The 15527-nt window shown below is 72.2% G+C and carries 15 protein-coding genes; 4 read left to right on the top strand and 11 right to left on the bottom strand.

What is annotated here, in order from left to right; genetic code table 11:
• Positions 1-27: 27 nt before the first annotated feature.
• Positions 28-1938 (bottom strand): autotransporter assembly complex protein TamA, encoded by a 1911-nt coding sequence (locus ACF3NH_RS17680; RefSeq protein ID WP_422924555.1) that lies wholly within the window; start codon positions 1936-1938, stop codon positions 28-30.
• A 25-nt stretch (positions 1939-1963) separates the two neighbouring features.
• Here ACF3NH_RS17680 and ACF3NH_RS17675 point away from each other — a divergent pair, with 25 nt between their 5' ends.
• Together ACF3NH_RS17675 and ACF3NH_RS17670 are read left to right on the top strand one after the other, a co-directional pair.
• Positions 1964-3130: an amidohydrolase gene (locus ACF3NH_RS17675; RefSeq protein WP_198364630.1), complete on the top strand. Its 1167-nt coding sequence runs from the start codon at positions 1964-1966 to the stop codon at positions 3128-3130.
• Positions 3131-3262: 132 nt separating this feature from the next.
• Complete coding sequence (locus tag ACF3NH_RS17670) at positions 3263-4117, top strand: aldo/keto reductase (protein WP_422924553.1); 855 nt, start codon at positions 3263-3265, stop codon at positions 4115-4117.
• A 24-nt stretch (positions 4118-4141) separates the two neighbouring features.
• Here the strand turns inward: ACF3NH_RS17670 and dnaQ are convergent, their stop codons facing one another.
• The 3 genes from dnaQ to ACF3NH_RS17655 are packed head-to-tail and all read right to left on the bottom strand — an operon-like array spanning position 4142 to position 6269.
• Positions 4142-4849, bottom strand: coding sequence for a DNA polymerase III subunit epsilon (dnaQ, locus tag ACF3NH_RS17665; protein WP_198364632.1), 708 nt, complete (start codon positions 4847-4849; stop codon positions 4142-4144).
• Positions 4846-5430 (bottom strand): dephospho-CoA kinase, encoded by a 585-nt coding sequence (coaE, locus tag ACF3NH_RS17660; RefSeq protein WP_198364633.1) that lies wholly within the window; start codon positions 5428-5430, stop codon positions 4846-4848. The genes dnaQ and coaE overlap by 4 nt, the downstream gene beginning before the upstream one ends.
• A complete protein-coding gene (locus ACF3NH_RS17655; protein WP_422924551.1) occupies positions 5427-6269 on the bottom strand; it encodes a shikimate dehydrogenase in 843 nt (280 codons plus the stop codon). The genes coaE and ACF3NH_RS17655 overlap by 4 nt, the downstream gene beginning before the upstream one ends.
• A gap of 148 nt (positions 6270-6417) precedes the next feature.
• On the opposite strand from ACF3NH_RS17655, the gene gshB reads away from it, so the two are divergent.
• Positions 6418-7365, top strand: coding sequence for a glutathione synthase (gene gshB, locus ACF3NH_RS17650; RefSeq protein WP_422924549.1), 948 nt, complete (start codon positions 6418-6420; stop codon positions 7363-7365).
• Positions 7366-7398: 33 nt separating this feature from the next.
• On the opposite strand, the gene ACF3NH_RS17645 is transcribed toward gshB, so the two are convergent.
• On the bottom strand, positions 7399-8427 hold the full coding sequence (locus ACF3NH_RS17645) for a YeiH family protein (RefSeq protein ID WP_422924547.1): 1029 nt from the start codon (positions 8425-8427) through the stop codon (positions 7399-7401).
• Between the two features lie 104 nt (positions 8428-8531).
• Between ACF3NH_RS17645 and ACF3NH_RS17640 the strand changes: the two genes are divergently transcribed.
• On the top strand, positions 8532-9425 hold the full coding sequence (locus ACF3NH_RS17640; protein ID WP_422924545.1) for a LysR family transcriptional regulator: 894 nt from the start codon (positions 8532-8534) through the stop codon (positions 9423-9425).
• Here the strand turns inward: ACF3NH_RS17640 and ACF3NH_RS17635 are convergent.
• From ACF3NH_RS17635 to ACF3NH_RS17610, 6 genes are all read right to left on the bottom strand, one after another.
• Positions 9419-9742, bottom strand: coding sequence for an FtsB family cell division protein (locus tag ACF3NH_RS17635; RefSeq protein ID WP_198364637.1), 324 nt, complete (start codon positions 9740-9742; stop codon positions 9419-9421). The genes ACF3NH_RS17640 and ACF3NH_RS17635 overlap by 7 nt on opposite strands.
• 165 nt (positions 9743-9907) lie before the next feature.
• Positions 9908-11185 (bottom strand): phosphopyruvate hydratase, encoded by a 1278-nt coding sequence (gene eno, locus ACF3NH_RS17630; RefSeq protein WP_422924533.1) that lies wholly within the window; start codon positions 11183-11185, stop codon positions 9908-9910.
• Between the two features lie 180 nt (positions 11186-11365).
• Positions 11366-12994 (bottom strand): CTP synthase, encoded by a 1629-nt coding sequence (locus ACF3NH_RS17625; protein ID WP_422924531.1) that lies wholly within the window; start codon positions 12992-12994, stop codon positions 11366-11368.
• Between the two features lie 200 nt (positions 12995-13194).
• Positions 13195-13653: a preprotein translocase subunit SecG gene (gene secG, locus ACF3NH_RS17620; RefSeq protein ID WP_422924529.1), complete on the bottom strand. Its 459-nt coding sequence runs from the start codon at positions 13651-13653 to the stop codon at positions 13195-13197.
• 75 nt (positions 13654-13728) lie between these two features.
• Entirely contained in the window at positions 13729-14937 is a 1209-nt protein-coding gene (locus ACF3NH_RS17615; RefSeq protein WP_422924527.1) for a sensor histidine kinase, read from the bottom strand.
• A gap of 82 nt (positions 14938-15019) precedes the next feature.
• The gene (locus ACF3NH_RS17610; protein ID WP_422924838.1) at positions 15020-15523 is read right to left on the bottom strand and encodes a CinA family protein; all 504 of its coding nucleotides are present in this window, start codon (positions 15521-15523) and stop codon (positions 15020-15022) included.
• Positions 15524-15527 lie beyond the last annotated feature (4 nt).

Below are 15527 nucleotides of genomic sequence, written 5' to 3'. Positions count from 1 at the left end.
ACAGGGCCCTGGAGAGGCGAAGCGGCCTCAGAAGGCCTGTCCGATGCCGATATAGACACCGAAGGCCGAATCCCCCCGTTCCTTGTTCAGCGGAACGGCGATATCGGCGCGGATGGGCCCGATCCCGGTGAGATAACGCAGGCCAAGCCCCGCGCCCACCTTCACATTGTCGAAATCCGGCGTGGGATCCTCGGTGACCGAGCCGGCATCGACGAAGGCGGCCAGGCCCCAGGGGCCGCTGACCCTTTGCCGCAGCTCGATGGACCCTTCCACCAGGGACAGGCCGCCCGCCGGCTCGTTGATCGCCGTGCGCGGGCCGATCGACTGGTAGGTGTAGCCGCGTACCGAGCCGCCGCCGCCGGAATAGAAGCGCTTGTCTGGCGGCACGCCGCCATAGGAGGCGCCGACGATGCTGCCGACCACGCCGCGCACGGCCAGGATGCTGCCCTTGTCGCCCAGCATGTCGAAGTAGGTGCTGCCCTGGGCGCGCAGCCGCGTGAAGACGTTGCTCTCGCCCATGCTGTAGATCGGGTTGACCAGCAGCGAGGCGCGGGTCCCGCGCGAGGGGTTCAGCGGATTGTCCACATCCGCCCAGCGCAACTGGCCCAGAAGGCCGAGCAGCTGGTAATCGGTGGTCACGCCATCCTGGGTGACGCGGCTGAACTCGATCTGCGGGCCGAAGCCGTAGCTCAGCCGGGGCGACCAGGTGCGCTCGAGCAGAGCGCCCAGCGTGAAGGCATCGCGGTCATAGGCATCGGGCCGCTCGCGCAGGGCGGCGATGTCGAAGGTCAGCGTCTGGTTGCGGCCCAGGAACCATGGGGTGCGCAGGCTGGCGCCGATCTTGCCGCCGGTGTCGCTCGTGTCGCCGGTGGTGCCGAGGCGGTTGACCTCCGCCTCCAGGCGCAGGCGCTCGGCGCCGCCGAAGAGGTTGCGGTGCTCCCAGTAGGCGCTCACCGTGGGGCCGTAGCGGGTCTCGTAGGCGGCGCCGAAGCCCACCGCGTGCAGCGGCCGCTCCACCACCGTGAAGGTCATCGGCAGGCGCCCCTCCTCGTCCAGCCGGTCTCCGGCGCGGGCGCGGACGGTGCCGAAGACGCCGAGGCTGAGCAGGTCCTGCCGTGTCTTCTCGATACGTTCCTGGCTGAAGACCTGCCCTTCCAGCGGCTGGACCATGCGGGCGAGCAGCTCGCTGCGGGTCCGTTCCTCCCCGGTGACGCCGGGGCGGGCGAACAGGGCGCGCGGACCCGGCGTCACCAGGAAGGTCACCTCGAGCTTGCGCGTGTCGTGATCGGCGATGACGCGGCGGCCGAGTTCGGCGAAGGGATGGCCGGCATCGCGCAGCGCCTGGTTGATCCGCCCCTGGGCGTCCAGGATCGGCTGCGCCCGGGCCGGCTGCCCCTCGGCGAGCCCGGTCTCGCCCATCGCGCCGAGCGGGAAGCCGGGCGGATCGGTGCGCAGCAGCACCGGGGCCAGGGTGTATTGCGGCCCCTTCTCCACCGTGATGACGACGGGGACCGGCTGGTCCGAGGCGCCGCGCGCCGCCAGCCGGTCGGCCAGGCCGGGCGTGTCCGCCGGGGCGCCATCCACCGTCACGCGGCTGCTGCCGTTGTAGTAGCCCTCCGAACGCAGCGCGTCGCGCATGTTGTTGGCCTCGGCCAGGGCGCGGCTGACCAGGCCGAAGGCGTCGACCGGAGCCCGCTCGCGCAGCTGCTCCAGCGCCGAGGCCCGCGAGATGGCGTCGTCGAGCGCCGAGTCGCCGGTTTCGGGCAGGCTCACGCTGTAGGCCAGGCCCGGCTCCTCGGCATTCTCCTCCGGCGCGGCGCCGGCGGGAGGGGGCTGGGCGGCGGCGTGCAGCATCGCCGCCAGGGGCAGCGCGACGGCCAGGGTGCCAGCCAGCGGCAGGGAGACGGCGAGGGGGAGAAGGCGGGATTTGAGGCGCATGGCTTTAGGGGGTATGCCCTAGCACATGGACGCGACCCTTGCCGAAACACTGACGCGTTGGCGCAGGCATCTCCACGCCAACCCGAGCCTCACCCTTCACGAAGGCCCGACCGCGAGCTTCGTCGTCGAGAAGCTGAGGGAGCTCGGCGTGACGGAGATCGCCACCGGCGTCGGCGGCCATGGCGTCGTCGCCACGCTGCACCGGCCCGGCAGCAACCGCAGCGTCGGCCTGCGCGCCGACATGGATGCGCTGCCGATCGAGGAGGCGGCGCAGGACCTGGAATGGCGCAGCACCAATCCGGGCGTCATGCATGCCTGCGGTCATGACGGCCATACCACGGCCCTGCTCGGCGCCGCGGCCATGCTCCTGCGGGACGAGAGCTGGAGCGGCACGGTGCGGCTGGTGTTCCAGCCGGCCGAGGAGGGCGGCGGCGGCGCCGCCGCCATGGTGAAGGACGGGCTGTTCCGGCGCTTCCCGATGGACCGCATCTTCGGCTGGCACAACTGGCCCGGGCTCGCCGCCGGAACCATCGCCGTGCATGACGGCGCGGTGATGGCCGCCGGGCGGCGCTTCGAGATCGCCATCGAGGGCCATGCGGGCCATGCCGCCCTGCCGCATCTGACGCGCGATCCCATCGTCGCGGCCGGCCATGCCATCGTCGCCTGCCAGTCGATCGTGGCCCGCACCCTGGACCCGATCGATACCGGCGTGGTCAGCCTGACCATGGTGAAGGGTGGCGAGGCGGAGAACCAGATCGCGGCCCGTGTCTCGATCAAGGGCAGCATGCGCTTCCTGCGCCCGGAGGTCGGCCGGCAGATCGAGGAGGGCCTGCGCCGCGTCGCGGAGGGCGTCTCCGCCACCTTCGGCGTGCAGGCCACCAGCCGGATCTGGGGCGGCGTGCCGGTGACCAGCAATCACCCCGAGGAGCGCGATCTGGCCGCCGAGGCCGCGGCCGCCGTGACCGAGCTGCGGCGCGACATCCCGCCGGCGATGACGGGGGAGGACTTCTCGCACTTCCTCAACGAGGTGCCGGGCGCCTTCGTCTGGATCGGCAACGGCTCCTCGGAAGGGGGGCGGGAGCTGCACAACCCGCATTACGACTTCAACGACGCCGTCCTGCCGGTGGCCAGCGGCTTCCTGGCCGAGACGGCGCGGCGCGCCCTGGCACCGGAGGCCGTTTCGAAGGGCTGAGGCGGGACGGAACTCCGGGCGCATGGCGGTGCAACGCCTGCGGCCAAGCCCAAGTTGCAGCAGCCCAGGTTGCAGGGGTCACGCGGGGCGGCATGGTGCCGCCCCGCGGTCGTTCCGCCACGGAGCCGAGACATGACACAGCCCGCCGAGACCCCTGTCGCCATCCCGCTGGCCGAATCCTCGCGCATCGCCATCCCCAAGCTGGGGCTGGGCACCTGGAAGCTGGCGGGGGCGGAAGGGCAGGCGGCGGTGGAGAGCGCCCTGGCGCTCGGCTACCGGCATGTCGACACGGCGGACCGCTACGGCAACGAGGTCGAGGTCGGCGCCGGCCTGGCCGCCGCGGGCGTGGCGCGCGGCGAGATCTTCCTGACCAGCAAGGTCTGGTACGACAATCTCGCCCCGGAGGCGCTGCGCCGCTCGCTGGAAGGCTCACTGCGCAAGCTGACCACACCCTACCTGGATCTTTTCCTGGTGCACTGGCCGGCGCCGGACATGGACCTGCCCGCCGTCGTCGCGGCGCTGGAGGCGGCGCGGTCGGAGGGGCTGATCCGCCGCTGGGGCGTCTCCAACTTCCCCCTCGGCCTGATGCGCCGGCTGGAGGAGATCGGCGCCGCGCCGGCCTGCCTGCAGGTCGAATACCATGCCCTGCTGTCGCAGCGGGCGCTGCTCGAATGGTGCGTGCCGCGCGGCATCGCGCTCACCGCCTATTCGCCGCTCGGCCAGGGCGCGCTGGCGGAGCAGCCGGTGCTGCAGGAGATCGGCCGCAAGCACGGCGCCTCGCCCCTGCAGGTGGCGCTGGCCTGGCTGCTGCGGCAGGAGATGGTGGTGGCCATTCCCAAGGCCGGGCGGCGCGAGAGCCAGCAGGCCAATCTGCGGGCCGTACCACTGGCCGCGAAGCTGGACGCGGCGGATGTCGCGCGGATCGACGCCCTGCCCAAGGACCGGCGGCGGGTGAACCCGGACTTCGCCCCTGATTGGAACGCCTGAGTCGAAGTGGCCGGCGGAGGCGCCTCAGCCGCCTTCCTCGGCCACCGCGATCCGCGACCAGATCGGGTCCTTGATCTTCTTCAGGAACTCCGCATGCGCCTCCAGCTCGGCCGCGGCGGGGCGGATCGGCCGGGGGGCGCGGGTCACCGGCGCGGCATCGAGCGCGATCATCACCGGGGCGGCGACCCGGGGCGCCGAGGCCAGGGCGAGGTCGGGCTGCTTGCCGCCCATCAGCTCCAGATAGACCTGGGCCAGCAGCTGCACGTCGAGCAGGGCGTTGTGCGCGGTGCGCATGGAGTTGTCGATGCCGTAGCGGCGGCAGAGCGCGTCCAGGCTGTTCGGCAGGCCGGGGAAGCGCTTCTTGGCGAGCACCAGGCTGTCCACCATGCGCGCGCGGTCGAGCACCGGATGGCCCGCCTTGCGCAGCTCGAAGTCGAGGAAGCCGAAGTCGAAGGGCGCGTTGTGCGCGACGATCGGGTCATCGCCCAGGAAATCGAGCATGGCCGGGGCGATCTCGGCGAATTTCGGCTTGCCGCGCAGCATGTCCCAGGTGAAGCCGTGCACCTTCGCGGCCTCCTCCGGCACCTCCCGCTCCGGATCGATCAGCACGTGGAAGTGCCGCCCCGTGGGCACCAGGTTGACCAGCTCCACCGCCGCCACCTCCAGCACGCGGTCGCCGGTCTGCGGGTCGAAGCCGGTGGTCTCGGTGTCCAGCACCAGGGTTCGGCTCATCGGTAGTGCTCCAGCAGGCGGCGGATCGAGCGGCGGGCATGGGCCAGGGACAGGCCGGTGCGGATGACATGGTCGGCACGGCGGCGCTTGACGGCGTCGGGGGTCTGGCGGGCCAGGATCGCCTCCAGCCGCTCCGGTGTCATGCCCTTCCGCCGCAGCACGCGGGCGCGCTGAACGGCGGCGGGGGCGGAGACCACCACGACGGCATCGACGCGCGCCTCGCCGCCGGTCTCGAAGAGCAGCGGGATGTCGAGCACCGCCAGGCGCCGGCCCTGGCGGCGGGCGGCCGCGAGGAAGCGTCGCTCCTCCTCGCGCACCAGCGGGTGCACGATGCGCTCCAGCCGGGTCAGCGCCGCCGGATCGCCGAGCACGGCGCGGCGCAGCGCCTCGCGCTCCACGGCGCCGTCGCGGACCGTGCCGGGAAAGGCGGCGCCGATCGCCCTCACCGCGCGGCCGCCGCGGCCCTGCAGCCGGTGCACCGCGGCATCGGCGTCGAAGACCGGCACGCCATGGCGTCGGAAGGTGCTGGCCGCCGTGGACTTGCCCATGCCGATGCCGCCGGTGAGGCCGAGGATCCTCATGCGTGGCGCGGGATGTCGTCGGCCACGAATTCGCGCAGCGCGGCATCGACCGTGGGCGCGGCGCCGAACCACGCCGCGAAGCCCGGCCGCGCCTGATGCAGCAGCATGCCGAGCCCGTCCACGCCGCGCAGGCCGCGGGCCCGGGCGGCGGCCAGCAGCGGCGTCTCCAGCGGGACATAGACGGCATCCGCCACCACAGCATGGGCGGGCAGGGGGGCGAGGTCGATCTCCAGCGGCGGCGCGCCCGTCATGCCGAGGCTGGTGGAATTGACCAGCAGGGCGGCGCCTTCCAGCGGCGGCGCCTCGGCCACGGCGACCGGGCCGCCCAGCGCCCCGGCCAGGGCCTCGGCGCGGGCAGGGCTGCGATTGACCAGCGTGAGGCGCGGGCAGCCGGCATCGAGCAGCGCGGCGGCGATGGCCCGCGCCGCGCCGCCGGCGCCGAGCAGCACCGCCGGACCATCCGCCGCGCACCAGCCCGGCGCCTGCTCGCGCACGCTCTCGAGGAAGCCGAAGCCGTCCGTGTTGCTGCCGTGGATGCGGTCCTGGTCGAAGACCAGCGTGTTCACCGCCCCCGCGCGGTGCGCCGAGGCATCGACTTCGTCGCACAGGGCGAAGGCGGCCTCCTTGTGCGGGATGGTGACATTGGCGCCGCGGAAGCCGAGCGCGACCAGGGCGCGGACGGCGGCGGCGAAATCCTCCGGCCGCACCTGCAGGGGGATGTAGGTGCCGTCGATGCCATGCTGGCGCAGCCAGTAGCCATGCAGCCGCGGGGAGCGGGAATGCGAGGCCGGCCAGCCCAGCACGCCGGCCAGCCTGGCCTTGCCGGAGAGGATCGTCATGCCGCCATCCATCCCCCGCGCGGGCGGGACGGTCAAGGCGCTGCCCGCCGCCCCGCTCCCCCCCCCCCCGGGGTCATCTGACCCCTGGCGTTCCGCCGTCCGCGATGCCACCACTGGCGCCGAGCGAACCGACGGAGTGGAGCACCCCATGACGCGTGCCTTGAAGGTCGCGGTCCAGATGGACCCGATCCAGAGCATCAACATCGACGGCGACAGCACCTTCGTCCTGATGCTGGAGGCCCAGGAGCGGGGCCACCAGCTCTGGCACTACCATGTCCGGGACCTGACGCTGGCCGGCGGCCGGGTGCTGGCCCGGATGCAGCCGGTGACGGTGCGGCGGGAGAAGGGCAACCACCACACGCTGGGCGAGGCGGCGGAGCACGACCTCTCCGCCATGGACGTGGTGCTGATGCGCCAGGACCCGCCCTTCGACATGGCCTATATCACCGCCACCCACATCCTGGAGATGATCCACCCCAAGACCCTGGTGGTGAACGACCCGGCGAGCGTGCGCAACGCGCCGGAGAAGCTCTTCGTCATGCAGTTCCCGGAGCTGATGCCGGACACCATCATCACGCATGATCCGATCGTGGTGCGGAAGTTCCGGCAGAAGCATGGCGACATCATCGTCAAGCCGCTGTTCGGCAATGGCGGCGCCGGCGTCTTCCACCTGCGGCCCGAGGACGGCAACCTCAACGCCCTGCTGGAGCTCTATGCCGAGAAGTCCCGCGAACCGCTGATGATCCAGCAATACGTCCCCGCCGTGCGCTTCGGCGACAAGCGCATCATCCTGGTCGACGGCGAGCCGCTGGGCGCCATCAACCGCGTGCCCGCCGAGGGCGAGAGCCGCAGCAACATGCATGTCGGCGGCCGGCCCGAGGCGGTGGCGCTGACCGAGCGGGACCGCGAGATCTGCGCCCGCATCGGGCCGGAGCTGAAGCGGCGCGGGCTGATCTTCGTCGGCATCGACGTGATCGGGGATTACCTCACCGAGATCAACGTCACCTCGCCGACCGGGCTGCAGGAGCTGGCGCGCTTCGACGGGGTGCATCTGGAGAAGGCCATCTGGGACGCCATCGAGGCGCGTCGCGCCTGACGCGGAGGCCGCCCAGGGGCCTCACCAGGGCCCTTACCCCGGCGGCAGCACCGCGATCAGCCCCAGCGCCGCCAGGCCGAGCAGCAGCAGGGAGAGCACCACGGTCAGCGAGACGCGCAGCCCGGCCCTGGCCACCACCCGCACATCCACACCGAGGCCGAGCGCCGCCATGGCGAGCAGCGTCAGGGCGCCGGTCACGGTGGCGATCGGCCCGAGCAGAACGGGGGGAAGCAGGCCGAGCGACCGCAGCAGGGCCAGGCCGAGGAAGCCCAGGATGAACCAGGGCACCAGCCGCGCCAGGCCGGGCCGCTGGCCCGCCCGCGTGCCGGCCAGCAGGGAGAAGCCGAGCACCACCGGCCCCAGCATCAGCACCCGCACCAGCTTGACCAGCGTGCCCATCTGCACCGCCAGGGCCGAGACCGGCGCCGTCGCCGCCAGGACCTGCGGCACGGCATAGACCGTCAGCCCCGCCAGGGTGCCGTACTGCAGGTCGTTCAGCCCGAGCAGCGGCGCCGCGAGCGGCAGCGCCAGCACCAGGCCAACGCCGAGCACCGCGGTGAAGGCGATGGCCGCCGTCACGTCGCGCGCCTGGGCGCCGATCACCGGCGCCACGGCGGCGATGGCCGAGTTGCCGCAGATCGAATTGCCGCAGGCGACCAGGACGGCCATGCGGCGCGGCAGGCCGAGACCCCGCCCGATGGCATAGCCGCAGAGGATGGACAGCCCCACCACCACGGCGATGCCGAGCGGCAGCCATGGCCCGGCCGCCATCAGCGTGGTGAGGCTGAGCGAGGCGCCCAGCAGCATCACCGCGATCTCCAACAGCGTCCGGGCGCTGAAGGCGATGCCGGGGGCGGTGGCGGCGGGCAGCGGGCGCAGGCTGCGCAGCCCGGTGCCGAGCAGGATGGCCAGCACCAGCGCGTCCAGCCAGGCGCGGCCGAACAGCGCCTGCTGCGCCAGGGCGAGCAGGGCCGCCGCGCCGGCGACGGCGCCGCAGAGCAGCAGGCCGGGTAGCAGGGGCAGGGCGATGCGGGGGCCGGGAAGGGCCGCGGACTGGGACATAGGCACCGGAGCGATGACAGTGGGATGACAGCGATTGTGCCGCCAGCCAATCCATCGATCCAACGCGTTGTTCTTGTGGTTTCGTTCGATTAGACCGAACGGTCATGACCCTGGAGCAACTGCGCATCTTCCTCGCCGTGGCCGAGCGGGAGCATGTCACCCGCGCCGCCGCTGCCCTGCACCTGACGCAATCCGCGGTCAGCGCCGCCATCCGCGCCCTGGAGGCCCGGCATGGCATCACCCTGTTCCATCGCGTCGGCCGCCGGATCGAACTGACCGGGGAGGGCGAGATCTTTCGCGCCGAGGCGGCCGCCGTGCTGGCGCGGGCCGAGGCGGCGGAGCTCGTGCTGTCGGAGCTGGGCGGCAGCCTGCGCGGCACGCTGCGCATCCAGGCCAGCCAGACGGTGGCGAGCTACTGGCTGCCGCCGCTGCTGGTCCGCTTCCGGGCCGCCTGCCCGGAGGTCCGGGTCGAGGTCGGCGCCGGCAACACCACCAGCGTGGCGCTCTCCGTGCTGCAGGGGGTGGCGGAGCTGGGCTTCGTCGAGGGGGAGGTGGAGGAGCCGGCGCTCAGCCAGACCCCGCTGGCGACGGACCAGCTGGTGGTGGTGGTGGGGCCGCGCCATCCCTGGGCCAAGGTCGGACCCATCGCCACGGCGCGGTTGTCCGAGACGCCCTGGATCATGCGGGAGGCCGGCTCCGGCACCCGCGCCGCCTTCGAGGCCCTGCTACGGGGCTGGAACCTGGCGCCCGAGGCGCTGGAGGTGGCGCTGAAGCTGCCCTCGAACGAGGCGGTGCTGGCGGCGGTGGAGGCGGATGGGGGGGCGACGGTGGTCTCCGAGCGGGCCGCGGGACCGCATCTGGCGGCCGGGCTGCTGGTGCGGGCGGGCCTGGACCTGCCGCCCCGCAGCTTCAAGGCCCTGCGGCACCGGGAGCGCTACCAGAGCCGCGCCTCGCGGGCGCTGGTCGCTCTGGCGCTGGACGGCGGAGCCGCTCAGTAGAGGCGCTTGCCCGGCCCGTAGGGCACCACGAGCTCGTCCTTGCCCACCATGTTGAGCAGGGCGCGGGCGCGCTCGTCGAGCTGGTCGCGGTCGATGCGGTCGCCCCGCAGGCCGGCGACGCGCCGTTCCAGCGCGTCCCGCTCGGCTTCCGCCTCGGCCAGGGTGATGCGCGCGGTGGCGATCTCCTGGGCCTTGGCCTCGCGGGCGAGGGAGCCGACGCGCGGGCCATGCACGGCATACCACGAGAAGTGCCAGATCATCCCGGCGAAGACGAGCGGCAGCCAGAGAACCTGGATCGTCCGCTTGATGGCGCGCATGGCCGGAATCCCCCTCGCACGGCGTTTGCTGCGCCAGCTAACCGCAGCACAAAGCCGTTTCGCAAGAGGGGTTTAGCCGAGGCCGTGACATTCGGCCCATAGCGTGACATTCGGACCACAAGCGGCCGGGGCACGACACCCCCCGGCCGCTTCCGGCCCCGGCCCTCAGCGCCGCAGGATGGTGCGGCCGGCATAGCGGCCGGCCGGGCCCAGACCCTGCTCGATGCGGATCAGCTGGTTGTACTTGGCCAGGCGGTCGGAGCGGGAGAGGGAGCCGGTCTTGATCTGCCCGCAATTGGTGGCGACGGCGAGGTCGGCGATGGTGCTGTCCTCGGTCTCGCCCGAACGGTGCGACATGACGGCGGTGTAGCCGGCGCGATGCGCCATCTCGACCGCCTCCAGCGTCTCCGTCAGGGAGCCGATCTGGTTCACCTTCACCAGGATGGAGTTGGCGGTCTTCTTCTCGATGCCCTGGCGCAGGCGCTCGGGATTGGTGACGAAGAGGTCGTCGCCCACCAGCTGCACCTTGTCGCCCAGCTTCTCGGTCAGCAGCTTCCAGCCGTCCCAGTCGTCCTCGGCGCAGCCATCCTCGATCGAGATGATCGGGAACTTGGCGCAGAGCCCGGCCAGGTAGTCCACCATGCCGGCGGCGTCGAGCTTCTTGCCCTCGCCCTCCATGTCGTAGACGCCGCTCTTGAAGAACTCGGTGGAGGCGCAGTCGAGGGCGAACATGATGTCCTCGCCGACGCGGTGACCGGCGGCCTCGCAGGCCTTGCTGATGAAGGCCAGCGCCTCCTCGGCCGACTTCAGGTCGGGGGCGAAGCCGCCCTCGTCGCCGACATTGGTGTTGTGCCCGGCATCGTGCAGCGCCTTCTTGAGGCTGGCGAAGACCTCGGAGCCGATGCGGACCGCATCCGCCTCGGTGCCGGCGGCGACCGGCATGATCATGAATTCCTGGATGTCGATCGGGTTGTCCGCGTGCTGGCCGCCATTGATGATGTTCATCATCGGCACCGGCAGGGTGCGGGCGAAGACGCCGCCGACATAGCGGTAGAGCGGCACGCCGAAATGCTCGGCCGAGGCCTTGGCGGTGGCCAGGCTGACGGCGAGGATGGCGTTGGCGCCGAGGCGCGACTTGTTCGGCGTGCCGTCGAGCGCGATCATCGTCTCGTCGATCTTGACCTGCTCGGTGGCGTCCATGCCGCTGAGCGCGTCGAAGATCTCGCCCTCGACATTGGCCACCGCCTTCTGCACGCCCTTGCCATGGAAGCGCGACTTGTCGCCGTCGCGCAGCTCCACCGCCTCATGCGCGCCGGTGGAGGCGCCGGAGGGGACGATGGCGCGGCCCATGGCGCCGCTCTCCAGGACCACATCCACCTCGACGGTCGGGTTGCCCCGCGAATCGAGGACCTCGCGGGCGATGATGTCGGCGATGGCGGTCATTCCGGAAATCCCTCGTCGTTACGGCCTGGATGCGCCGCGGGCGGCCCACGGTCTGTGGGTCGCCGGCGCGGGCGGCCCTGCGCGGATAGGACGCCGGCGGCGCCAGGGCAAGGCCCCGGCTTCTCCCCCCGGGCCGCGCGCGAAAACGTCAGGATATCGTCACGCGGCGGGGGGCGGGGCTCAGACCAGCCGGGCCTGCTTCACCGCCGCGCCGACGAAGCCCGCGAAGAGCGGATGCGGCTGGAAGGGCTTCGACTTCAGCTCGGGGTGGTACTGCACGCCGATGAACCAGGGATGGTCGGGATACTCGACGATCTCCGGCAGCAGCCCGTCCGGCGACAGGCCGGAGAAGCGCAGTCCCGCCGCCTCCAGCCGCTCGCGGTAGCCGATGTTCACCTCGTAGCGGTGGCGGTGGCGCTCGCTGATCTCGGCCTGGCCATAGACCTGCCGCACCAGGGAGCCCTCGACCAGCTGGGCCGGATAGGCGCCGAGGCGCATGGTGCCGCCGAGATCGCCCTCGGCCGAGCGCTTCTCGCGCTCGTTGCCGCGCAGCCACTCGGTCAGCAGCCCGACCACCGGCTCCTCGGTGGGGCCGAACTCGGTGGAGGAGGCGCGCTCCAGCCCGACCAGGTTCCGCGCCGCCTCGATTACCGCCATCTGCATGCCGAAGCAGATGCCGAGGAAGGGAACCTTGCGCTCACGGGCGAAGCGCACCGCCTCGATCTTGCCCTCGGCGCCGCGCTCGCCGAAGCCGCCGGGCACCAGGATGCCGTGCACCCCCTCCAGCCGCTCCAGCGCGTTCGGCGTCTCGAAGATCTGGCTGTCCACCCAGTCCAGCTTCACCTGCACGCCGTGCTGGATGCCGCCATGGGTCAGCGCCTCGGCCAGCGACTTGTAGGCGTCGAGCAGCGTGATGTACTTGCCGACGACGGCGATCCGCACCTCGCCCTCGGGATGCTCCAGCCGGTGCACGATGCGCTTCCAGTTGGAGAGGTCGGGCTCGCCATAGATCGACAGGCCGAAATGCCGCAGCACCTCGCGGTCCAGGCCTTCCTGGTGATACTGCAGCGGCACGGCATAGATGCTCGAGGCATCCAGCGCCGGGATGACGCTCTCGGGGCGGACATTGCAGAACAGCGCGATCTTGCGCCGCTCGTTCTCGGGAATCGGCCGGTCGCAGCGGCAGAGCAGGATCTGCGGCTGGATGCCGAGGCCCAGCAGTTCCTTGACGCTGTGCTGCGTCGGCTTGGTCTTCAGCTCGCCGGCGGAGGGGATGTAGGGCACCAGGGTCAGGTGCATGAAGAGGCTGTTCTGCGGGCCCAGCTCGTTGTTGAGCTGGCGCAGCGCCTCGAGGAAGGGCAGCGACTCGATGTCACCCACCGTGCCGCCGACCTCGACCAGCACGAAGTCTAGCCCGTCCGTGTCGGCGGTGGCGGCTTCCTTGATGGCGTCGGTGATGTGCGGGATGACCTGGACGGTGCCGCCGAGATAATCGCCCCGCCGCTCCTTGGCGATCACCTCGGCATAGATCCGGCCCGAGGTGTGGCTGTCACCGCGCGTGGCATGCACGCCGGTGAAGCGCTCGTAATGGCCGAGGTCGAGATCGGCCTCGGCGCCGTCGTCGGTGACGAAGACCTCGCCATGCTGATACGGGCTCATCGTGCCCGGATCGACGTTCAGGTAGGGGTCGAGCTTACGGATGCGGACCTTGTAGCCCCGCGCCTGCAGGAGCGCGCCGAGGCTGGCCGCCGCGATGCCCTTGCCGAGGGAGGAAACCACGCCGCCGGTGATGAAAACGAACCGCGTCATGGGCCACCTTTCTAACGCGCCGCGCCGCCGGCGGGAAGCGGCGGCGGGGCAAAGCTGCTGTCTGCTGGAAGCGTGGGTCGCTGTGGCCCGCGCCGGGGTCGCGGGCGCGGCGGATGCCGGCCCTCATAAAAACGGCGTGGGCGCCGCGGGGTCTTCCCGGGCGCCCGTCTCGGCGGAGGCACGGCCCGGAGGCCGGCGGCTCAGTTGGTCGGCACGCCGGCGGGGGGCGGCGGCGCCGGCTGGGCGGGCGCGGCGGGCAGGCCGGCCGGCGCTCCCTGGCTGGACGTCCCTGGGCCGGATGTCCCTGGGCTGGACGTCCCTGGGCCAGATGTCCCCTGGCCGGGCACCGGGGCGGCCGGCCGCGGCTGCAAGGGCTGCTCGCCGGTGACCGAGGGCGGCGGCGGCACGTCCAGGATCGAGCCGCGCTGCGCCGCGCCGCGCCCGAGAAGCGCCATCGCCATGGCCAGGACCATGAACAGCGTGGCCAGCACGGCCGTGCTGCGCGTCAGCAGGTTGGCGGTGCCGCGCCCGCTCATGAAGGAACCCATGCCCTGCGAGGAGCCGATGCCGAGCCCGCCCCCCTCGCTGCGCTGCAGCAGCACGACGCCGATCAGCGCGAGGGTGACGAAGAGATGCAGGACGAGCAGGACGGTCATCATGGCGCAGCGCTCTTAGCCGCATCCCCGGCGGGATGCCAGGGCCAAGCGCGGCATGGCCGGCGATATCGCATGGGCTCATCCGCCGGGCAGGGGCTGTCCGGGCAGGGTGAGCGCGAAGATCAGACCGGGATCGCCGGCCGCCGGGCCCCAGACGAAACTGCCGTTCAGCTTCTGGCTCATGCTCTGGATGATCGTCACGCCCAGGCTGGAGCCGGGATCGAAATCCGGCGGCAGGCCGTCGTCCCGCAGCTCAAGGCTCAGCGCGCCCTGGGCGCCGGGCCCGAAGCGCAGCTGAAGGTCGCCCCCGCCGGCGCGCGCGGCGATGGTCACCAGCTCGGTGACGATCAGCCCGATCGGCACCGCGTCGTCCGCCGGCCAGTCCCGGGAGGCGACGTCGCAATGCAGGCTTCGTCCGCCATCGGTCAGGCCCGAGGCCGCGCGCAATTCGCCGCAGAGCTCGCCCAGGTAATCCGAGACCTCGACCACGCCGATGCGGGCGCTGCGGTGCAGGCGGTCATGCGCCCGGGCGATGGTGGCGACACGCTGCGCCGCCTCCTCGAGCGCCTGGCGGGCGGTGTCCTCGGTGCTGGCGCGAGCCTGGATGGAGAGCATCGAGCGGGTCATGGTCAGGCTGTTCTTCACCCGGTGGTCGATCTCCCGCATCAGCAGGTCCTTCTCGGCCAGCAGGGCGTCGCGCGCCGCCAGGGCCTCCTCCGCCTCGCGGGCGCGCCGCTCGGCCAGGCGGTGCAGCCGCTCCATCTCGCGGCCCGACAGCTCGCGGTCCACCGCGACGCCCAGGGTATTGGCCAGGGCCTGGAGGAAGTGGACGTCGTCGGTGGTGAAATCCTCCCGGTCGCGGCCATCGACCTCCAGCACGCCGAACGGCTCGCCGCTGCCCCGGATGATGACGTTGATCGCCCGCCGCACCCCGTGCTCGGCCAGCAGGCGCGGCGTGCGGAAGCGGGTCTCGTTCTCCAGGTGGTTCGAGATCACCGGCTTGCCGGTGCGGTAGGCGTAGCCGGCGGGGCTTTCCAGGTCGCTGCCGATCCGCGCCCGGCCGACCTCGCCCTCGCGCCAGCCATGACCCGCGCGCAGCAGGAAGTTCCCCTCCTCGGGCAGGTATTGCAGCACCTTGGTGAAATCGCTGCTCAGCCCCCGCCCCGCCAGGCTGGCCGCCATCTCGAGCAGGGGTTGCAGCCCCTCCAGTCGCAGCGCGCTCAGGCCCAGCTCCGCGATGATGGCCTGCTGGTGCAGGCGAAGGGTCAGCTCCCGCGTCTTGTCCATCCTGACCCCTTCTCCTCTGGCAGTCCCGGCATGGATATCGCGCCGCGGGGCCGGGCGCTAATCCCGCGTCCCCGCGGGCCCGTCATGCCCCGCCGCCGAGGCCGGCCTGCGCGCCCAGCAGCCGCAGCGCCAGGACGACGCTGGCGGCGCGCACCGCGTCGCGGTCCCCGGGGAACACCTCGTGCCGCAGCAGGGTGGGCGCGCCCCGCCGGGCGGCGGCGAAATGCACCAGCCCGACCGGCTTGCCCGGCCTGCCGCCGCCGGGACCGGCGATGCCGGTGATGGCCACGGCGAGATCCGCCTCGCAGCCGCGCAGCGCGCCCTCGGCCATGGCCTGGGCCACCGGAGCGCTGACCGCGCCGTGCTCGGCCAGCATCGCCTCCGGCACGCCCAGGATGCGCGCCTTGGCGGTGTTGGAATAGGTGATGAAGCCGGCCAGCAGCGTGGCCGAGGAGCCGGGGATGGCGGTCAGCGTGGCGCCCACCAGCCCGCCGGTGCAGCTCTCCGCGGTGGCCACGGTGAGGCCCCGGGCCTGCAGCTCGCGCAGCAGCGTGGCGGCCTGCTCGCGGGTGCCGGGCAACAGCATCTCG

It is taken from the genome of Pseudoroseomonas sp. WGS1072 (genome assembly GCF_049340465.1).
In the GTDB taxonomy this organism is placed as follows: domain Bacteria; phylum Pseudomonadota; class Alphaproteobacteria; order Acetobacterales; family Acetobacteraceae; genus Pseudoroseomonas.
This window is presented reverse-complemented; position numbering and strand designations above follow the sequence as displayed.